Genomic DNA, 14,643 nt, shown 5'->3' with positions numbered 1-14,643 from the left:
GGACCCGTCACGGGCAAACCACCCGCGCTCTCACTCTGAATCCGACAGGACTGCCCTCACCAGTATCGGCCGCACAATCCTTCCCGGATCATCTGTGCGGCCACGTCACGCCCATCGGGCAAAGTGCAGCGCCCGATGCTGCGATCATAGCTGGTGCGACCATTCAGGGCGCAGGTGAGGGGCTGCTCGGCAACCAGCTCCCGCATCCGCCTGGTAGCCGCATCGCCTCGCACTGTTCCACGCTCGGCACAGTCAAGGGATCCAAACCGGACAGGCGTGCCCGCCACCTCAATCGTATCACCGTCGCGAATATGTCTGACCGGACCTTCAACCACACGAATGGCGGTCAATTCCGGCAACGCCCCGAGATGCTCGGGAAAGCGCTCCACCGCCATAAAGCCAAACAACAACACGCAACCAAGAACGGCCAGACTTTGGAAAGGCCAGTGGCGCCCGCCGCCTGGTCGGCGAAGTCCAGATGCTGATCGTCTCGCAATGGTACGCGTGGATGGCCGGGGCTCTCTTCTTCTGCTCATGCGGCAGCATTAGACCACACAGCCATGTCTGGCCATGTCCCCCATTGGGGAATTGCCTGTCACCTCGCCCTGCCCTATCAGTGTTGCAGTACAAAGGGGACTTTGATGACCGAAATCAACCTCGACGCCTTCTCGCTAAGCGAACTGAAGCAGCTGGAAAAATCGGTGGCCAAGGCCATTTCTTCCTTTGAGGAGCGCCGTAAAGCCGAAGCCCGCGCCAAGGTCGATGAGCTGGCCCGCGAACTCGGCTATTCTTTCGAGGATCTCGCGGAAGCCGCAACAACCCGGAAGCGCTCTCCTTCGGTCGCGAAGTATCGCCATCCCGAAAACCCGGAACTGACATGGTCAGGGCGCGGACGCAAACCCGGCTGGATCGGCGACGCGCTTGCCGCCGGAAAATCGCTCGAAGATTTCGCTATCTAATCAACAGGGCGGGGAACGATAGGCCCTCGCTCGTATTGCGAGACGAGGAAGCCATGCCCAACGACCTTGAGCGCAAAATTGCCTCTGTCATGTCCAAGGCCATGGCGCTGATCTGTGTTCGTAATACGTGTCTTGAAACCCTGCATGCAGGCCCCGGAGTGGTCAGCCTTACCGAGGACTACTCTGATGTTATCGTGACCGACGCCAACGGCCGAGAGATCCCATGGTCAGAGGTTTCCAGGATCAGCGATGACGAACTGCGTGACTTGATGCACGAAATCGTCAATCGGCTCTACACATTCCAGTTGCGGGTCGGTGAACAAGAGTTCCGCGATTACCTGGACCGCCAGCTCACCTCGACGCAAAGCTGGGATGAGCCCAGGCACGACTGGAACCTGGCGGGTCGAAAGCTGCGCGAGTCGCTCGGGCCTGACGCGCCAGTTGCCCCCGCGACCGAAGACCCTGCCGCCTGACCAGATCACCTTGGAACCGGTCAACGCACCATCTTGCTCCTAACCCCCTGAAACCGATACACTGCACTTGGGGACGCCACGCGTCGTCCCTGGGGCGTGGAAACCCCTGAACCTGTCGGTATTGGCGTCGGCCGAAACGGCGCCGATTCCTTGACCATGCGGTCGGGGAGCCTGTGACGTATGTCCAGGCGCTCCGGTGCTAAAGGTCATAGGGACCGGACAGGTTCGGTTTTCCAACTCCCCGATCATGGGTCAGGAAGCGATTGCGGGGGCGTACCGCAGCATTCGCTTCTGTCCGGCAAAGGGTGGGCCGAGTTGGACGGCAATCTACAAGACTTTGATACGCGCCTCGGAGCGAGACTGAGAGAACTGCGGACAAGACGTGGGCTGTCACTGTCGGATGTCTCTGAAGAGATCGGCATCAGCTATCAGCAAATGCAAAAGCACGAAGCAGGCCGCAATAGCGTGTCCGTTAAGCGCATGTTGCGAGTGACAGCGCTATTGGCCGTAGAGCCTTGTGCAGTCCTTGAGTCAGTACTCACCGAGAGCTGCGACGACAGGCTATCTGAACTACAGCCATTTCAACGCATGGGGGAACGGCATCGCATACTGAAGGCCTATTTCTCCCTTCCAGAGGAAATCAGGCTGGCATTTCTGAGCCTCGCCGAAGAAGTCTGCGGCCAAATGGACGAAAAGCCGTGATGGTCTGTCAAAAATCGCTCTGACACTCGCGCATGATCTGCCTATAATCCGGCTTCCCACGGCAACTGGCAAACAGATCCGTCAGGTTAGCCATAGAAGCTCACCTAGTCGGGCGTCGTAGATATCGCCGGACAAGAAAAAAGCAGCCTCACAAGCGTCGCTTGACGATCTGCACCGGTTTTCTCGAAGATGTTACGCAGATGGAAGGCAACAGTCGAGGCTGACACACCCAGTGTTGCCGCAATCAACGCAGGTTTCGCGCCACCCGCCAGGAGCAGCGAGATCCGCGCTTCAGTCGGTGTCAGACCGTAGATTGAAGACAGCGTTTCCGGTCGCGGAAGCGGGGGCCGTTGTCTGTTTCCCAGAAACACCGCGATGTGCGGTTCAGCCCGGCCGCTCTGCAATGCGATACCGAAGAGCGAAAGATCATGCTCATCCGAACCGGCTGATATGGTCAGAGTAGCAACCTCTCCCTCGCTTTCGCCTGTCCCAACTTCCCTCAACCACATGCCGAGCTTGCGGTTTTCGGCATCATCACACGCAGAAATCCCGCCATCCAACACCAGCCCCCCCACCTCTTCGACGAATTTGCGGGCGGCGATATTGGCAAAATGGATACGCCGCTCGGCATCGGTCACGACCACCGGGGTCGCCAGCACATCGAGAACGCGCATCGCTTCCGGCGAACTGGCGTCAGACCAGCGCTGCGCTGCGGGACCGGTGCCGCGATCCGGCCAGAGCTTCACCTGCCTGAGCCGCGCCTCGACGGTTGCCAGCATCAGATCATAGTCGATCGGCTTCACCAGATAATCATCCGCGCCGAGCCGCTTGCCGTCGATGATCTGCTGACGCTCGGCGAGCGCCGTCAGGAACACGAACGGGATCGCGGCATTGGGGCCGCCACCCGCCTTCACGGCCTGAAGCACACCATAGCCATCCATTCCCGGCATCGAGATGTCACAGAGGATCAGATCCGGCTGCACACGGGCCAGTTGTTCGAGCGCAGCTTCGCCGCTGGCCACCTCAATCGCACCATAACCGGCCTCCCGCAGTTCATCGGCCAGATCGCGCAAAAGATCGGCCTCGTCGTCGATGCAGAGCACAAGCCCCTTGCCGTCACGTCTGCGCATGGCCGCCTCCTTCATGCAACTGTACCCCGTCGGCTCCGGCCGAGGGCAAAGTCAGTTCGAATGCCACCGTTCCGGGCGCTGTATCCAACAGGACCAGATCGCCCCCCTGAATGCGCGCCAGACTGCGGGCCATATAGAGCCCAAGGCCAATGCCGCTGACCCCCTCTACCCGGCTGCCCCGGTAGTAGCGTTCAAACACATGGGGTCGATCTACGGCTGCAATATTGCCGGGATTGGCGACGACAATCGAAGCCCCACGCCCTTTTGCTGCAAGGATCACGTGGATGCTCTCTCCAGGATCGGAGTATTTGCGGGCATTGGACAGCAGGTTGAGCAGGATATGCTCGATCTGTGTTGCGTCGCCAGTCACCGGCGTCAGATCCTCCGAGGGACGAGCGTCAAAGTCTATCGGCGCGAAATCATGCTCGGCATGTGCCATCAGCCTGGCCAGAAGCGCTGCAATATCTATCCTGCGCGAGTCGATCGTGACCTGGCCCGCGTCGAGACGGGCGGCGTCGAAAATACTTTCGATCAGGCGCAGCAGCTGCGCGACGGCACCGCGTGCCCGCGTTGCGCGCTCGGCAATCTCGGCGGTGTCGACCGCACTTCCGCGCCGCATCAGCCGCTGCAGGCTTGAGTCGACCACCGCCAGCGGGGTGCGGAACTGGTGCGAGATCATCGCGGCAAAATTGCGATAGATGTCTAGAGACGCCCGCTCGCGGATCAGGGCCGCATCCAGTTCTTCGGTGCGGCGCGCGACCTCGATTTCCAGATGGTCCCGGTGCCGCGCAAGCTCGCGCTGCGCATCGTGGCGTTCGGTGACATCGGAGGCAATCAACACCGCGCCCATAATCTGACTGTCCCGGCGCAAGGGAAAGCCCATCAGGTCAACGAAATGCGGCTCTCCGCCATCCCGGTCGAACACCGATTGGTCGACCGCCACACGCGCACGGCCCCCCGTAATGTCTTGCAGCATGGCCGCGATATGCTCCGTGGCAAAGAATCCGGCGATTTCAGCAGGACTGCGGCCAAGGGCCTCGGCCGCACGCACCCCGAACAACGCCTCCATCGCGCCATTCCACACCGAGCACCGTCCGGCCGCGTCAAAGGCCACGATCCCGCGATCCCCGGCACTGACCAACAGCTGGGAGAAGGCTCGCTCCGCCTGAAGCTGCGCTGCGCGGCGGTTCGACGCCCGCGCGGTCAGTGCCAATGAAAGCACAAGCACCAGCCCAGCCCCGGCAATCACCGCCAGCGATAGAGCGATCTGGCGCATGCCGGTAGCGGTCTCGTCCAACTGGCGCCCGACATCCTCCCATTCCGCGGTCATCGCGCGATTGGCGGCACGGGCGAGCTCTCGGCCCAGAGGTTGAAGCGTCTCCTGAACCCGGTCTTTCGCCGCAATGTCACGGGTGAGAAGGAGCGCGAGATCTGCCTCGAGATGGCCCTCGGCCGCCTCAAGCGCGATAAGCGTCTGCTCGAACCCAAGATGGATCATGCGGGCGCGCTGTGGCTCATCGAGCAGGATTTGCGTGCGCGAGAACCAGACATCCAACAGCTGCTGCACCCGTACTGAATCTTCCGGCCTGGCCCAGGCCGCCTCTTCGGCCAGCCGCAGGGTGGCGGCCTCGGCCCGAGAGATCACCCAGAGCATGTTCTGGGTCAGCTCGATCCGCAGCGTGCTTTGGGTGGCGGTTAGTTGGCGGAACGACATGAGCAGCACCGTCGCGAAGACCGCGATCGTCACAAGCGGCAGCACCACCCCGGCAAACTGGCGGGCGCGCTTCCTCACCGGATGTCGAGCCGGTTCAGCTGCCAGACCCAGCGGGTATCATAGCGGATGTCCTGCAACTCTTCGTGGTCGTCGCGGGGGTAGATGATCCACCACGGCCCCTTGTCACGCGGGGTCAGGCGGGTGCCGTTCATGCTGTGGGCCAGGATCACGTCAAAGCGGATGAAATCCTCCATCGGGATCTCGACCTCGTAATCGTTCAGTGCCCCGACGACGACGGTTTCGCCCGGCACATGGCGCGCCATGAGCGCCAGCAGATCACGCATCAACACGCCCTCGAACTGCTGCACCCCTTCGGTGACCGAGGTCGTTGTGGCGATCTGATGCATCGGCAGGGCCATGATCGCATCGGCATACACCGTGTTCGATCCCGTGCCATGATCGACCCAATAGTGAATATCCTGTGCAACCGTAATGCTGGCGGTCATGGCCAGCCAGGCAAGTCCGGCGGTCAAAATCCGCAGCTTTCTCAAATCAGCCTCCGCAAAATCCGTTCTGAACCGGGTCAGGATAGGCTCTGTCTCGATACCTGTCACAGATTTTGCCGCCCTTCCCCGTTCAAACGAACGGGGCGGTGCCGGTTCTGTCGTGCAAGGATCGAAAAAATTCGAACCAGGCGAAGGCGTTTCGACGATGTGGGATTTCAGTATGGCACAGGCGATTGGCCTGATGCTACGCACGATGCCGTTCGTGCTGTTGCGCGCAGGGGTCTATTTCGGGATCACCTTGGCCTATATGCTTGCGACCGGAACCGGGGTCGGGATCGGCTGGGGCATCGGAGCCTTTGGCGATGACGAGTTCCGGGCCCAGAGCATGGCCTGGGGCGGCATGATCGGCTTCGGGATCACCGGCGCGGTGATGTATTGGATCCGCGAATACATCCTCTACATCGTCAAGGCTGGGCATATCGCCGTCATGGTCGAACTGATCGACGGGCGGACACTACCCGAGGGGCGCGGCCAGATCGGTCATGCCACCGCCGTGGTGAAAGGGCGGTTCGGCGAGGCCTCGACGCTGTTCGCGCTGGATCAACTGGTCAAGGGCGTGATCCGTGCGGTGACCGGCCTTGTGCGCGGAATCCTCAGCATTCTACCAATTCCCTACGTCAAACAACTGATGGGCGTGGTGCAGGCTTTTCTGCGCGTGGCGGTGGGTTTTGTCGATGAGATCATACTGGCCCATGCGATCCGGTCCGGGTCTTCCGATGCCTGGGGATCGGCCCGCGAAGCACTGGTGCTCTATGGCCAGAGCTGGAAGGTGATGCTGCGCAATGCCGCCTGGCTGACGGTTTTCACCTATGGGCTGGCGGGCCTCGTGTTCCTTGTCATGCTCGCCCCGGCGGCGGCGCTGGTCTACGTCATGCCCGGAGCTTGGTCGGCCGGAGGCTTCGTCTTCGCGCTGCTCTTCGCCTGGAGCGTCAAGGCCGCTTTCCTTGAACCCTTTGCCGTCGCCTGCCTGTTGCAGGTCTGGGTGAAAACCACCGACGGCCAGCCGCTGGATCCCGAATGGGATGCGCGGCTGGAACAGATGTCGTCGCATTTCCGCAAACTCAAGGCCCGGGTCACGGGCGCCTTTACCCGCAAGGGAGAAACCGCATGAAACGCACTCTTTTTGCAGGGCTGGCGGCCCTTGGTCTTGCCCTCCCCGCCACCGCACAGCAGCGCCCGGATACGATACTCGTCCTTGATGCCTCCGGCTCGATGTGGGGGCAGATCGACGGCGTGAACAAGATCACCATCGCCCGCGATGTGGTGCGCGATTTCGTGGCGGTCTTTCCGGCGGATGAGAACCTTGGCCTTGTGGCCTATGGTCACCGCGAGCGCGGCCAGTGTTCCGATATCGAGACCATCGTAACCCCCGCCTTGGGAACCGGCGAGGATATCGCCAAGATCGTGGCCGAGCTGAACCCGCGCGGCATGACGCCGATGACCGATGCGGTGATCGCGGCGGCGCACGCCCTGCGCCATACCGAACAGGCGGCGACCGTGATCCTGATCTCGGATGGGATCGAGACCTGCAACCCCGATCCCTGCGCTGCCGCCCGTGCGCTGAACGACGCCGGCGTCGATTTCACCGCCCATGTCATCGGCTTTGATGTGCGCGGCGAGGCCGAGGCGCTGCTACAGATGCAATGCATCGCCGATGAGACCGGTGGGCGGTTCTTCACCGCCGACAATGCCGAAGAGCTTTATGGTGCGCTGGAACAGCTGGCCGTTGTCGAATCCGGCACCTTCAGCTTTGCCGCGTATCAGAACCACGAGCGCATGGGGCCAGAGCCGGTCTTCTTCCGGCCGGATCAGGAGATGTCGGCCGAGTATCTCGCGGGCAATGTCAGCTGGGAGATCTCGGACAGTGAAGCCAGCTATGTCCAGACCCTCACCGGCAACCCGGCCCAGCTGGACCTGCCGTTCGGCGACTATGTGGTGACCGTCACAACTGAGGCCTGGGATCAGCCGGTCCAGACCGAGATGAACTTCGCGGCGGATTCCATCCACAATCTGTCGGTGATGTTCCCGCCCCGAGAGCCGGACCTGGCCGAATTGACCCTGCGCGCGGTTCTGGACAGCGCAAGCGGTCCGCTGATCGATACCCCGATCACCTGGGAGTTCGCGCAAGGTGACGACAGCTTTGAATTCGGCGGCAATCCCGGCGTCATGGAGGTTCGCCCCGGCACCTGGACCGTCACCGGCTATCACACCGCGATGGAGCTGGAGCAATCACAGACGCTGACGCTGGCGGAAGGTCAGCGCGCGACACAGACCTTTGTTTTTGAAACCCCGGCCGCGCCGCTGCCCGCCGTCACGGTCACCGCGCCTGCACAGGTTGTGGTGGGGTCTGCCTTTGGCGTCAGCTGGACGGCAGAGGGCGCGTTGAAGGAACGGGACTATGTGACCATCGTGCCCGTGGGCGCAGAAGGCGGCGCCTATACAGACTATGACCGTCTGCAGGGTCGGTCTGAGGGGCAGTTGCGAGCGCCCGCCGAGCCCGGCCTCTACGAGGTTCGGTTGCAGACCGAGGATGGCAAGGCCGTTCTCGCCACAACTCCGATCGAGGTTGTCGATGCTGTCGTGACCGTCTCCGGCCCGGCGCAGGTCGTGATCGGATCGGCCTTCCCGGTGAGCTGGGCAGCCGAAGGCCTGCACCCGCGTGACTATGTTACCATCGTCCCTTTGGGGGCCGAGGAAGGTGCCTATACCGATTACACCCGCCTTGAGGGCAAGACCGAAGGCAGCCTGCGCGCCCCTGCCGAAGCCGGGCTCTATGAGCTGCGCTTGCAGATGGAGAATGGCGGTCGTGTCCTCGCCCGCGCGCCCATTGAAGTTGTCGAGGCGCAGGTGACGGTTTCGGCACCCGCGCAGGTTCTGGTCGGCTCGGCCTTCGATGTGAGTTGGACCGCCGAAGGGCTGCATCCGCGCGATTATGTCACCATCGTCCCCATGGGCGCAGCCGAGGGGGAATATACCGATTACGACCGCCTTGAAGGTCAAGCATCCGGCCGCCTGCGTGCTCCAATTGAACCCGGGCTCTATGAGGTGCGCCTGCAACTTGAAAACGGTGGCCGTGTCCTCGCGCGCACGCCGGTGGAAGTGGCCGAAGGAGAGGTGACGCTGAGCGGCCCCGAGCGCGTCCGGGCAGGGGGTGATGTCGCCGTTTCCTGGACCGGTGCCATCCACCCGCGTGACTATATCACCATCGTTCCTGCGGGAACCGCAGATGGGGAATATGCCGCCTATACGCGTGTTGGCGATGCCTCTCAGGGCAGAATGACGGCCCCGGAAGAGCCCGGTGCCTATGAAATTCGCTATCAGCTGGAGCGTGGCAACCGGGTCATGGCTCGGGGACCCCTTGAGGTGCTGGCACCGGATGCGGCGCTGGATGACGGCGCCGGTCTGCAAGCTCCGGCCACCGGCAAACCCGGCGAAGTCATCACCATCAGCTGGAGCGGCGGCAGTGACAGTGCCGATCAGCGTGTGGCGCTGGCCCGTGCCGATCAGGCCGATTTCAGCTGGATCATCGCGGAAAGTGCCATTGGGCGCAGCAGCCTTGAGATCACGCTGCCGGATGCACCGGGCCGCTACGAATTGCGTTTCCTCGACGTGGCAGGACAGGCCGTGCTGGGCCGGACCATCATCGAAGTCGCACCCTGAGACAGGAGCATATGATGACAAGGCATCTTTTCGCGGTGCTGGCCGTTGCAGCCCTCGTCTCACCCGCCATGGCGCAGGTGACTACCGGAACCATCACCGGCACATTGGATGGCACACCGACAAGCTGGACCTTCTCTGCCACACAATCGGATTTCGTCTGGGATACCAATTACGCCAGAATCTCGCTGATGGGCTGGCCCGATGCGGCACCCGAGTGGTTCGCCATGATCAGCATCGGGTTCGGACTGCAACAGGGCAGACCAGAGAACCCGGAAGTGCTTTTGATGCCGCGCGGCGATGGACCGGCCCTGTTTGGCCAGGACATCGAAATCACGCTGACAGAAGTCGGGATCGAGGGCCAAGCGCTCCGCCTCTCGGGCAGCCTGTCCGGCGTTCTGGGCCAGACCACTGACTATGGCTCAAGCGTGGAAATGTCTGCGCCACGCCAGATCGACCTGACATTCGACGGCGTCATCGCCGCCCCGTGATCTGCCCAATTGACAGGAGTATTCCATGAAAAATCACACATTCGCTGCCCTGTTGGTGCTGCTTGCAGGCCCCGTGTCGGCGCAGGAATTTGAGCCAATCGGAGAAATCCGCGTCACTTTCCAGGGCGAGGAACTGGTGTTCGAGACGCAGGCCACCGAAATCGACGGCCAGACCATGTCCTCGGCCACGGTCGGCACCATGGGTGGCTCGCCGGGCCTGCCGCTTGTCAACACTCTGCAGATCACCGGCGTCAGGGCTGTGGACGGGCGCACGGCAGGCACATTGTTCCTGACCCGGAGTTTCGACGAACACCCCCACGACGGCACAGCCTCCATCATCTGGCAAAATGACTCTGTCAGCTATGCACTCAATCTCTCCACCCCGCCGATGTGGGAGATGAACCCTGATCAGCGCAGCAATGTCACCTATGAGGTCGACAGCTATTATTTCGATGGCGAGACCGGCATGATTCAGGCCCGCTTTTCGGGCGAGATATGCCGGGTGGACCAGCCCGGCTATGAAGCCGATCCCACAGATTGCCACGAAATCAGCGGCAGTTTCGAGACCCAGCTTCACAAGAATCAGGATTGATGCGCGGCGCCGCCCTTGCCGCGCTGATCGTCACGGCGCTTCTGGCCGGGCCTGTGCGCGCCGAAGCCATCGAGCTTTTCCCCAGCGAATGCGATGCATCGCCTCCGCTTGAGGATCTCGTCGGTCCCTACCGCCTGTCCGTCTTTCCCGGAATGCTCACCGATGGCGTCCGGTCCGTGGCGGCATCGCATCAATCATCGCATCCCGTCAGCCTCATTCTGATGGGGGAAGACCTCGTGTTGCAGGACACCTCGGGGGCCCTGCGGTCAGTTTCCGCTATGTCGGCCCGGATAAGCCGGACTGTCGCGGCGATGACGGCGAGGTCGGCACCGAGGAACTGGCCGAGATCGCCGGCTGCGACGTGAACCGTCTTCCGCAGCTGATCGGGTCGGGGACCACGATGGCGGATGGCGGGCAGGTCAGCTTCACCTATCGGCTGATGGTTTGGAACATGACGCCCGAGCATGCCGCCCTGATCGGCGGCATGGAGTGGAGCGGCGGGGGCGTAACCCTCACGCGCCGGGTCATGATGGAGGCACAGTAGATGCAACGTATCGACCGGCGTCTCTTTGGCATTGCTCTGGCTGGGCTCACACTCTTGCCTCGGTCGGCATGGGCGGACACGCCTGCGACAATCGGAATGCCGGGCGACGAAGTGACAGGCACCTTGGATCTGCTGCGCGAAGGTGAAGTGCCTTTGAGACTGGTCACCTATGCGCGAACCATTGCCGGGCGACCCGCTCCAGAGAATAGTGATCCGACAGCTGACCTGCCCTCCTTGGGTCCCTCGTTCATGACGAGAGTCTGCGGGTTTGAGATTGGTAGTCGGGTCGGACGTTCTGGGCAAGCGCGCCGGGCGCGGAGCCAGCAGCATCCCGCTGCCAATGGCGGATCCGATCAGGGTTCTGCGGGACAGTCTCATGCCGGATCTCCTTCGGTGGCAATAACAGGCGGCTCAAGTTGGGGAAGCGGCGTTCCGGGTGGGGCTGTGCCCTTGCCGCTCTCGTCTTCGGTCAGCACGATGACGCGCGCGCCCGAACGGACAAGGGTTTCCAGTTCGATCACATCCTGATGGAACATGCGGATGCAGCCGGCCGAGGTGGCATTGCCGATCGAATCCATCTCGGATGTGCCGTGGATGCGATAGAATGTGTCGCGGTTGCCCTTGTGCAGATAGAGCGCCCGAGCCCCGAGCGGGTTGGTCAATCCGCCCTCCAGGCCATCGCGATATTGGGCATATTGCCCGGGGAATTCGCGGATCATGTTCTCGGTCGGGCGCCAGCCCGGCCAGTCGCGGCTATAGGGAATATGGGCGGTGCCGGAAAAGGCCCGTCCCTCATCACCCACTGCCACACCATAGCGGATCGCTCGGTTGCCCGGCTGCTCATAGTAGAGAAACCGCTGCCAGGGGTCGACGATTACCGTGCCGGGCTTTTCGTCCGTCCAGTAATCCACCTCGCGCCGGATCGTGCGCTCGCTCAGATATTTCGCAGGCACCGCCGGCACCTCGATCCCGCCGTCCTGCACTGTGGCATATTGCGCCGCGATTGCGGGCGGGAGTTCCGGCGCGGACGGCGGTGCGGGCGGAGGCGGGGGCGCACATGCCGCCAGCGTCAGCAGCGCGCACCCAGCCAGCGCCCGCCTCATGTCAATCCCACAGCTCATTCTGTCCCGGTCCTTATTGCCGCGATGCCAGCCAGCAATCCCGCCCGCGAGATCTCGCCCATATGCGCGGTGTGGAGTTGCCCCTGTGCGTCGATGAACAGCGTGACCGGCAGCCCCATCGAGCCGTAATGCCGCATCAGCTGCGAGGTCGGGTCCAGCACCGGCGCAATCACGATCCCCTCACGCGAGAGGTAGCGGCGCACCGCCTCGGCCCCTTCGCCCTGATTGACGAAAACGAACTCCGCGCCGGTATCGGCGGCCGCCAGTTCCGCCATCATCGGCATTTCGCGCCGACAGGGCGGGCACCAGCTGGCCCAGAGGTTGATGACCAGCGGCCTGCCCTCCCAGTCACCGGGGGCGACCGGAGCCCCCGACAGGGTGGCCAGCACCGCCCCGGAGGGCAAGGCGACCGCTTCCCCCCTCGTCAATTGCCAGACGATGTTCCAGCCCCCCACCGCAAACAGGACCGAAGCGGCTGCGGGCAGGATCAGATCGGGATTGCGCCACAGATGCCAGCCGGTGGCCAGCGCGAAACCGGCAATCCCCCAGAGCGGGCTGAAGCCGCCCTGCCAGATCGCAAAAACGGACAAGGGGTCCGCCAGATAGGTCGTCGCATTCTGCACCACAAAGCCCAGCCGCGCGGCAATACCCCCGCTGATCGCAGCGGCGCTGGCCCAGCCTGCGATCGCCGGCCCCATGCGCCGCGCAATCAGCCCGGTGGCAAGCAAAAGCACGATGAGCCCGGCCAGGACCGCCGCCCGTTCACCCGAGAGGGCCATCGGCCCCAACGCCAGCCCGCCCATCACAGCCCCCCTTTCGCCAGGATGGCCGAGGCCGCCACATCACCGGCCTCGATCGTGCCGATCAGGCGGCTGCCTGCGGGCTCGCGCTGAGCGGCATCCAGAAAGATCATCGTCGGCGGCCCGGCGGCGGCCAGATCACGCATCAGCGCCTGCGCCTCGGGGCTGTTATCGGTCACATCCAGTTTCAGCAGCCGCATGGCGCGCAGGGGCGCGCCAAGCTGCGGATCGGGCAGCACGCTGCGCTCAATCCCCTTGCAGGTGACGCACCAGTCGGCGGTGACATAGATCAGGGTCGGACGGGCCGGGCTGTCGGCCAGCGCTGAGGCAAGGGTTCCCCGGCTCGTGACAGGGGCGAAATCCGGACCGGCGGCGACGGACCCGCCTTGGCCGGTCAAAGTCAGCGGCGCCAGCGGGCGCAGCGGATCATCGCCCCCCAGCCCCGCGCCGACCGCCATCACCCCGGCCCCGATCAGCGCAAAGACCCCAAGGCTGCGTCCGGGCTGGCGTTGCGGTGCCGCCTGCGCCGAAGAATGGTCGAGGGCCCCCAGCAACACTGCGGCCCCCGTCAACCACAGCCCCCAAAGCGCCAGCACCGGCGGCCCCGGCAATATCCGTGCCGCCAGCCAGATCGCCATGCCCAGAAACAGCATGCCGAACAGCCGCCGAACAGCCTCCATCCAGGCCCCGGCGCGCGGCAGCACGCTTGCGCCGAATGTGCCGGCAATCACCAGTGGCACGCCCTGCCCCAGCCCCAGCATGAACAAGGCCGCCGCCCCGAGCACCACATCGCCGGTCTGCGCGACATAGAGAAACGCCCCCGCCAGCGGCGCGGTGACGCAAGGCCCGACGATCAGCGCCGAGGTGAAGCCAAGCGTCGCGGCACTGCCGACCGAGCCGCGTCGCCCCGGCCTCGACAGCCGCGCGGTCCAGGCGGCAGGCAGGCTCAACGCAAACAGCCCGAAATTCGACAGGGCGAGCATGACGAACAATGCCGCCACCGCGCCCACCGCCCAGGGCGATTGCAGCACCATCTGCAAATTCTGTCCCGACCAGCCTGCCACCGCGCCCATCAGGGCAAAGGCCATGGCCATGGCCAGAACATAGGAACCCGACAGAACCGCACCGCGCGCAGGCGTCAGGGTCTCCCCCTGACGCGCCAGCACACCCGCGAGGATGGGCACCATCGGAAAAACGCAAGGTGTCAGCGCCAGCGCCATGCCAAAGCCGAAAAATGCCAGCAGCACCAGCCCCGCCCCGGTCTGCCAATCCGGCAAGCAGGCCGCCGCCTTCCGCCAGCACTATTGCGGTAGCGGCCCCGTCACCGCTGGCCGCCACCGGCAGCGGAGGCAGGCTCAGGTCGCTGGTCACGGGGGCATAGCAGATGCCATCTTCCTGACAGCCCTGCCAGGTGACACGGATGTCGCCCCCCGCGCGCGGCAGCACGACCGAGGCATTTCCATACCAGACTTCGACACGTCCAAAGCCGGGATCATCCTTGATCTGCCCCGCCGGGGCATCGACCTCCAGCGCCGCACCCTGTGTGGTTTGCGCAGAGATTTGGTCGCGGTAAAGGTAACAGCCGTCTGTGATCTGCCAGCCGATCACCGCCCGCCCCTCCTCGACCGAGATCAACTCGATACGAAAGGCCTGCTCGGGGTCAAGCGGGCGACCCGCCCCCGCGCCAAAGGAAAACTGCTGGGCAAACGCCGGGGGAAGCAAGAGCACAAGGCCCAGAAGGGCAGCGGCAAGCGCAAGGAGAAAAGACGTGCGTTTCATGGGTCCTGCCTTGTGGTGCCCGGCTTAACCGGGGCTTAAGCGCGCGCGACACGCCCCGACACAAATCCGCGAGGAGGGCGGCGTTGCCTGAGGGGAGTGGTTCCGGCATCCGTCC

The 14,643-nt window shown here is 63.5% G+C and carries 16 protein-coding genes and 1 pseudogene; 9 read left to right on the top strand and 8 right to left on the bottom strand.

Annotation, left to right across the window (positions count from 1 at the left end):
• Window positions 1-56: 56 nt before the first annotated feature.
• The gene (locus Q9295_RS12430) at window positions 57-410 is read right to left on the bottom strand and encodes a thermonuclease family protein (protein WP_306680886.1); all 354 of its coding nucleotides are present in this window, start codon (window positions 408-410) and stop codon (window positions 57-59) included.
• 231 nt (window positions 411-641) lie between these two features.
• On the opposite strand from Q9295_RS12430, the gene Q9295_RS12425 reads away from it, so the two are divergent.
• The 3 genes from Q9295_RS12425 (at window position 642) to Q9295_RS12415 (ending at window position 2,134) form a co-directional block, all read left to right on the top strand.
• Entirely contained in the window at window positions 642-959 is a 318-nt protein-coding gene (locus tag Q9295_RS12425) for an H-NS histone family protein (RefSeq protein ID WP_306680885.1), read from the top strand.
• Window positions 960-1,012: 53 nt separating this feature from the next.
• On the top strand, window positions 1,013-1,432 hold the full coding sequence (locus Q9295_RS12420; protein WP_306680884.1) for a hypothetical protein: 420 nt from the start codon (window positions 1,013-1,015) through the stop codon (window positions 1,430-1,432).
• 315 nt (window positions 1,433-1,747) lie between these two features.
• Window positions 1,748-2,134: a helix-turn-helix domain-containing protein gene (locus Q9295_RS12415; protein WP_306680883.1), complete on the top strand. Its 387-nt coding sequence runs from the start codon at window positions 1,748-1,750 to the stop codon at window positions 2,132-2,134.
• A 104-nt stretch (window positions 2,135-2,238) separates the two neighbouring features.
• On the opposite strand, the gene Q9295_RS12410 is transcribed toward Q9295_RS12415, so the two are convergent.
• Genes Q9295_RS12410 through Q9295_RS12400 form a run of 3 tightly spaced genes read right to left on the bottom strand, consistent with a single transcriptional unit; the run spans window position 2,239 to window position 5,484 of the window.
• Window positions 2,239-3,264, bottom strand: coding sequence for a response regulator (locus tag Q9295_RS12410; RefSeq protein ID WP_306680882.1), 1,026 nt, complete (start codon window positions 3,262-3,264; stop codon window positions 2,239-2,241).
• Complete coding sequence (locus Q9295_RS12405) at window positions 3,251-5,056, bottom strand: sensor histidine kinase (protein ID WP_306680881.1); 1,806 nt, start codon at window positions 5,054-5,056, stop codon at window positions 3,251-3,253. Before Q9295_RS12405 ends, Q9295_RS12410 begins: the two co-directional genes overlap by 14 nt.
• Window positions 5,053-5,484 carry a putative pterin-binding protein gene (locus Q9295_RS12400; RefSeq protein WP_306680880.1) on the bottom strand — a complete coding sequence of 144 codons (432 nt, stop codon included), beginning with the start codon at window positions 5,482-5,484 and terminating at the stop codon, window positions 5,053-5,055. The genes Q9295_RS12405 and Q9295_RS12400 overlap by 4 nt, the downstream gene beginning before the upstream one ends.
• Here Q9295_RS12400 and Q9295_RS12395 point away from each other — a divergent pair.
• From Q9295_RS12395 to Q9295_RS12370, 6 genes are read left to right on the top strand one after another with little or no spacing between them, the layout of a single operon-like run.
• A complete protein-coding gene (locus Q9295_RS12395) occupies window positions 5,483-6,655 on the top strand; it encodes a hypothetical protein (RefSeq protein ID WP_306680879.1) in 1,173 nt (390 codons plus the stop codon). The two genes, Q9295_RS12400 and Q9295_RS12395, sit on opposite strands and share 2 nt — an antisense overlap.
• Window positions 6,652-9,204, top strand: a complete 2,553-nt coding sequence (locus tag Q9295_RS12390; RefSeq protein ID WP_306680878.1) for a vWA domain-containing protein — start codon at window positions 6,652-6,654, stop codon at window positions 9,202-9,204. The genes Q9295_RS12395 and Q9295_RS12390 overlap by 4 nt, the downstream gene beginning before the upstream one ends.
• 14 nt (window positions 9,205-9,218) lie before the next feature.
• The gene (locus tag Q9295_RS12385) at window positions 9,219-9,692 is read left to right on the top strand and encodes a hypothetical protein (protein ID WP_306680877.1); all 474 of its coding nucleotides are present in this window, start codon (window positions 9,219-9,221) and stop codon (window positions 9,690-9,692) included.
• A 25-nt stretch (window positions 9,693-9,717) separates the two neighbouring features.
• On the top strand, window positions 9,718-10,284 hold the full coding sequence (locus Q9295_RS12380; protein WP_306680876.1) for a hypothetical protein: 567 nt from the start codon (window positions 9,718-9,720) through the stop codon (window positions 10,282-10,284).
• Complete coding sequence (locus Q9295_RS12375) at window positions 10,284-10,649, top strand: hypothetical protein (protein ID WP_306680875.1); 366 nt, start codon at window positions 10,284-10,286, stop codon at window positions 10,647-10,649. The genes Q9295_RS12380 and Q9295_RS12375 overlap by 1 nt, the downstream gene beginning before the upstream one ends.
• Window positions 10,646-10,828, top strand: coding sequence for a hypothetical protein (locus Q9295_RS12370; RefSeq protein ID WP_306680874.1), 183 nt, complete (start codon window positions 10,646-10,648; stop codon window positions 10,826-10,828). Before Q9295_RS12375 ends, Q9295_RS12370 begins: the two co-directional genes overlap by 4 nt.
• Before the next feature lie 374 nt (window positions 10,829-11,202).
• On the opposite strand, the gene Q9295_RS12365 is transcribed toward Q9295_RS12370, so the two are convergent.
• The 4 genes and pseudogenes from Q9295_RS12365 to Q9295_RS12350 all read right to left on the bottom strand — a co-directional run.
• Entirely contained in the window at window positions 11,203-11,949 is a 747-nt protein-coding gene (locus tag Q9295_RS12365) for a L,D-transpeptidase (protein ID WP_306680873.1), read from the bottom strand.
• Window positions 11,946-12,752, bottom strand: coding sequence for a TlpA family protein disulfide reductase (locus Q9295_RS12360; protein ID WP_306680872.1), 807 nt, complete (start codon window positions 12,750-12,752; stop codon window positions 11,946-11,948). Before Q9295_RS12360 ends, Q9295_RS12365 begins: the two co-directional genes overlap by 4 nt.
• Window positions 12,752-14,026: a protein-disulfide reductase DsbD gene (dsbD, locus tag Q9295_RS12355; protein ID WP_306680871.1), complete on the bottom strand. Its 1,275-nt coding sequence runs from the start codon at window positions 14,024-14,026 to the stop codon at window positions 12,752-12,754. The genes Q9295_RS12360 and dsbD overlap by 1 nt, the downstream gene beginning before the upstream one ends.
• 142 nt (window positions 14,027-14,168) lie before the next feature.
• Window positions 14,169-14,528: pseudogene (locus Q9295_RS12350) on the bottom strand (protein-disulfide reductase DsbD N-terminal domain-containing protein); the annotation flags it as partial.
• Between the last annotated feature and the right edge of the window lie 115 nt (window positions 14,529-14,643).

Origin of the sequence: Pseudogemmobacter lacusdianii, assembly GCF_030848395.1 — a bacterium.
Classification (GTDB): Bacteria; Pseudomonadota; Alphaproteobacteria; order Rhodobacterales; family Rhodobacteraceae; genus Pseudogemmobacter; species Pseudogemmobacter lacusdianii.
The sequence above is the reverse complement of the archived record's forward strand: the minus strand, read 5'-3'. Positions and strand labels throughout refer to the sequence as shown.

Excerpts from the sequence above, each read along its gene's own strand:
- Q9295_RS12425 (WP_306680885.1), top strand. The coding sequence starts at position 642 with ATGACCGAAATCAACCTCGACGCCTTCTCGCTAAGCGAACTGAAGCAG.
- Q9295_RS12420 (WP_306680884.1), top strand. The coding sequence starts at position 1,013 with ATGCCCAACGACCTTGAGCGCAAAATTGCCTCTGTCATGTCCAAGGCC.
- Q9295_RS12410 (WP_306680882.1), bottom strand. The coding sequence starts at position 3,264 with ATGCGCAGACGTGACGGCAAGGGGCTTGTGCTCTGCATCGACGACGAG.
- Q9295_RS12395 (WP_306680879.1), top strand. The coding sequence starts at position 5,483 with ATGGCCAGCCAGGCAAGTCCGGCGGTCAAAATCCGCAGCTTTCTCAAA.
- Q9295_RS12400 (WP_306680880.1), bottom strand. The coding sequence starts at position 5,484 with ATGACCGCCAGCATTACGGTTGCACAGGATATTCACTATTGGGTCGAT.
- Q9295_RS12390 (WP_306680878.1), top strand. The coding sequence starts at position 6,652 with ATGAAACGCACTCTTTTTGCAGGGCTGGCGGCCCTTGGTCTTGCCCTC.
- Q9295_RS12385 (WP_306680877.1), top strand. The coding sequence starts at position 9,219 with ATGACAAGGCATCTTTTCGCGGTGCTGGCCGTTGCAGCCCTCGTCTCA.
- Q9295_RS12380 (WP_306680876.1), top strand. The coding sequence starts at position 9,718 with ATGAAAAATCACACATTCGCTGCCCTGTTGGTGCTGCTTGCAGGCCCC.
- Q9295_RS12375 (WP_306680875.1), top strand. The coding sequence starts at position 10,284 with ATGCGCGGCGCCGCCCTTGCCGCGCTGATCGTCACGGCGCTTCTGGCC.
- Q9295_RS12365 (WP_306680873.1), bottom strand. The coding sequence starts at position 11,949 with ATGAGCTGTGGGATTGACATGAGGCGGGCGCTGGCTGGGTGCGCGCTG.
- Q9295_RS12360 (WP_306680872.1), bottom strand. The coding sequence starts at position 12,752 with ATGGGCGGGCTGGCGTTGGGGCCGATGGCCCTCTCGGGTGAACGGGCG.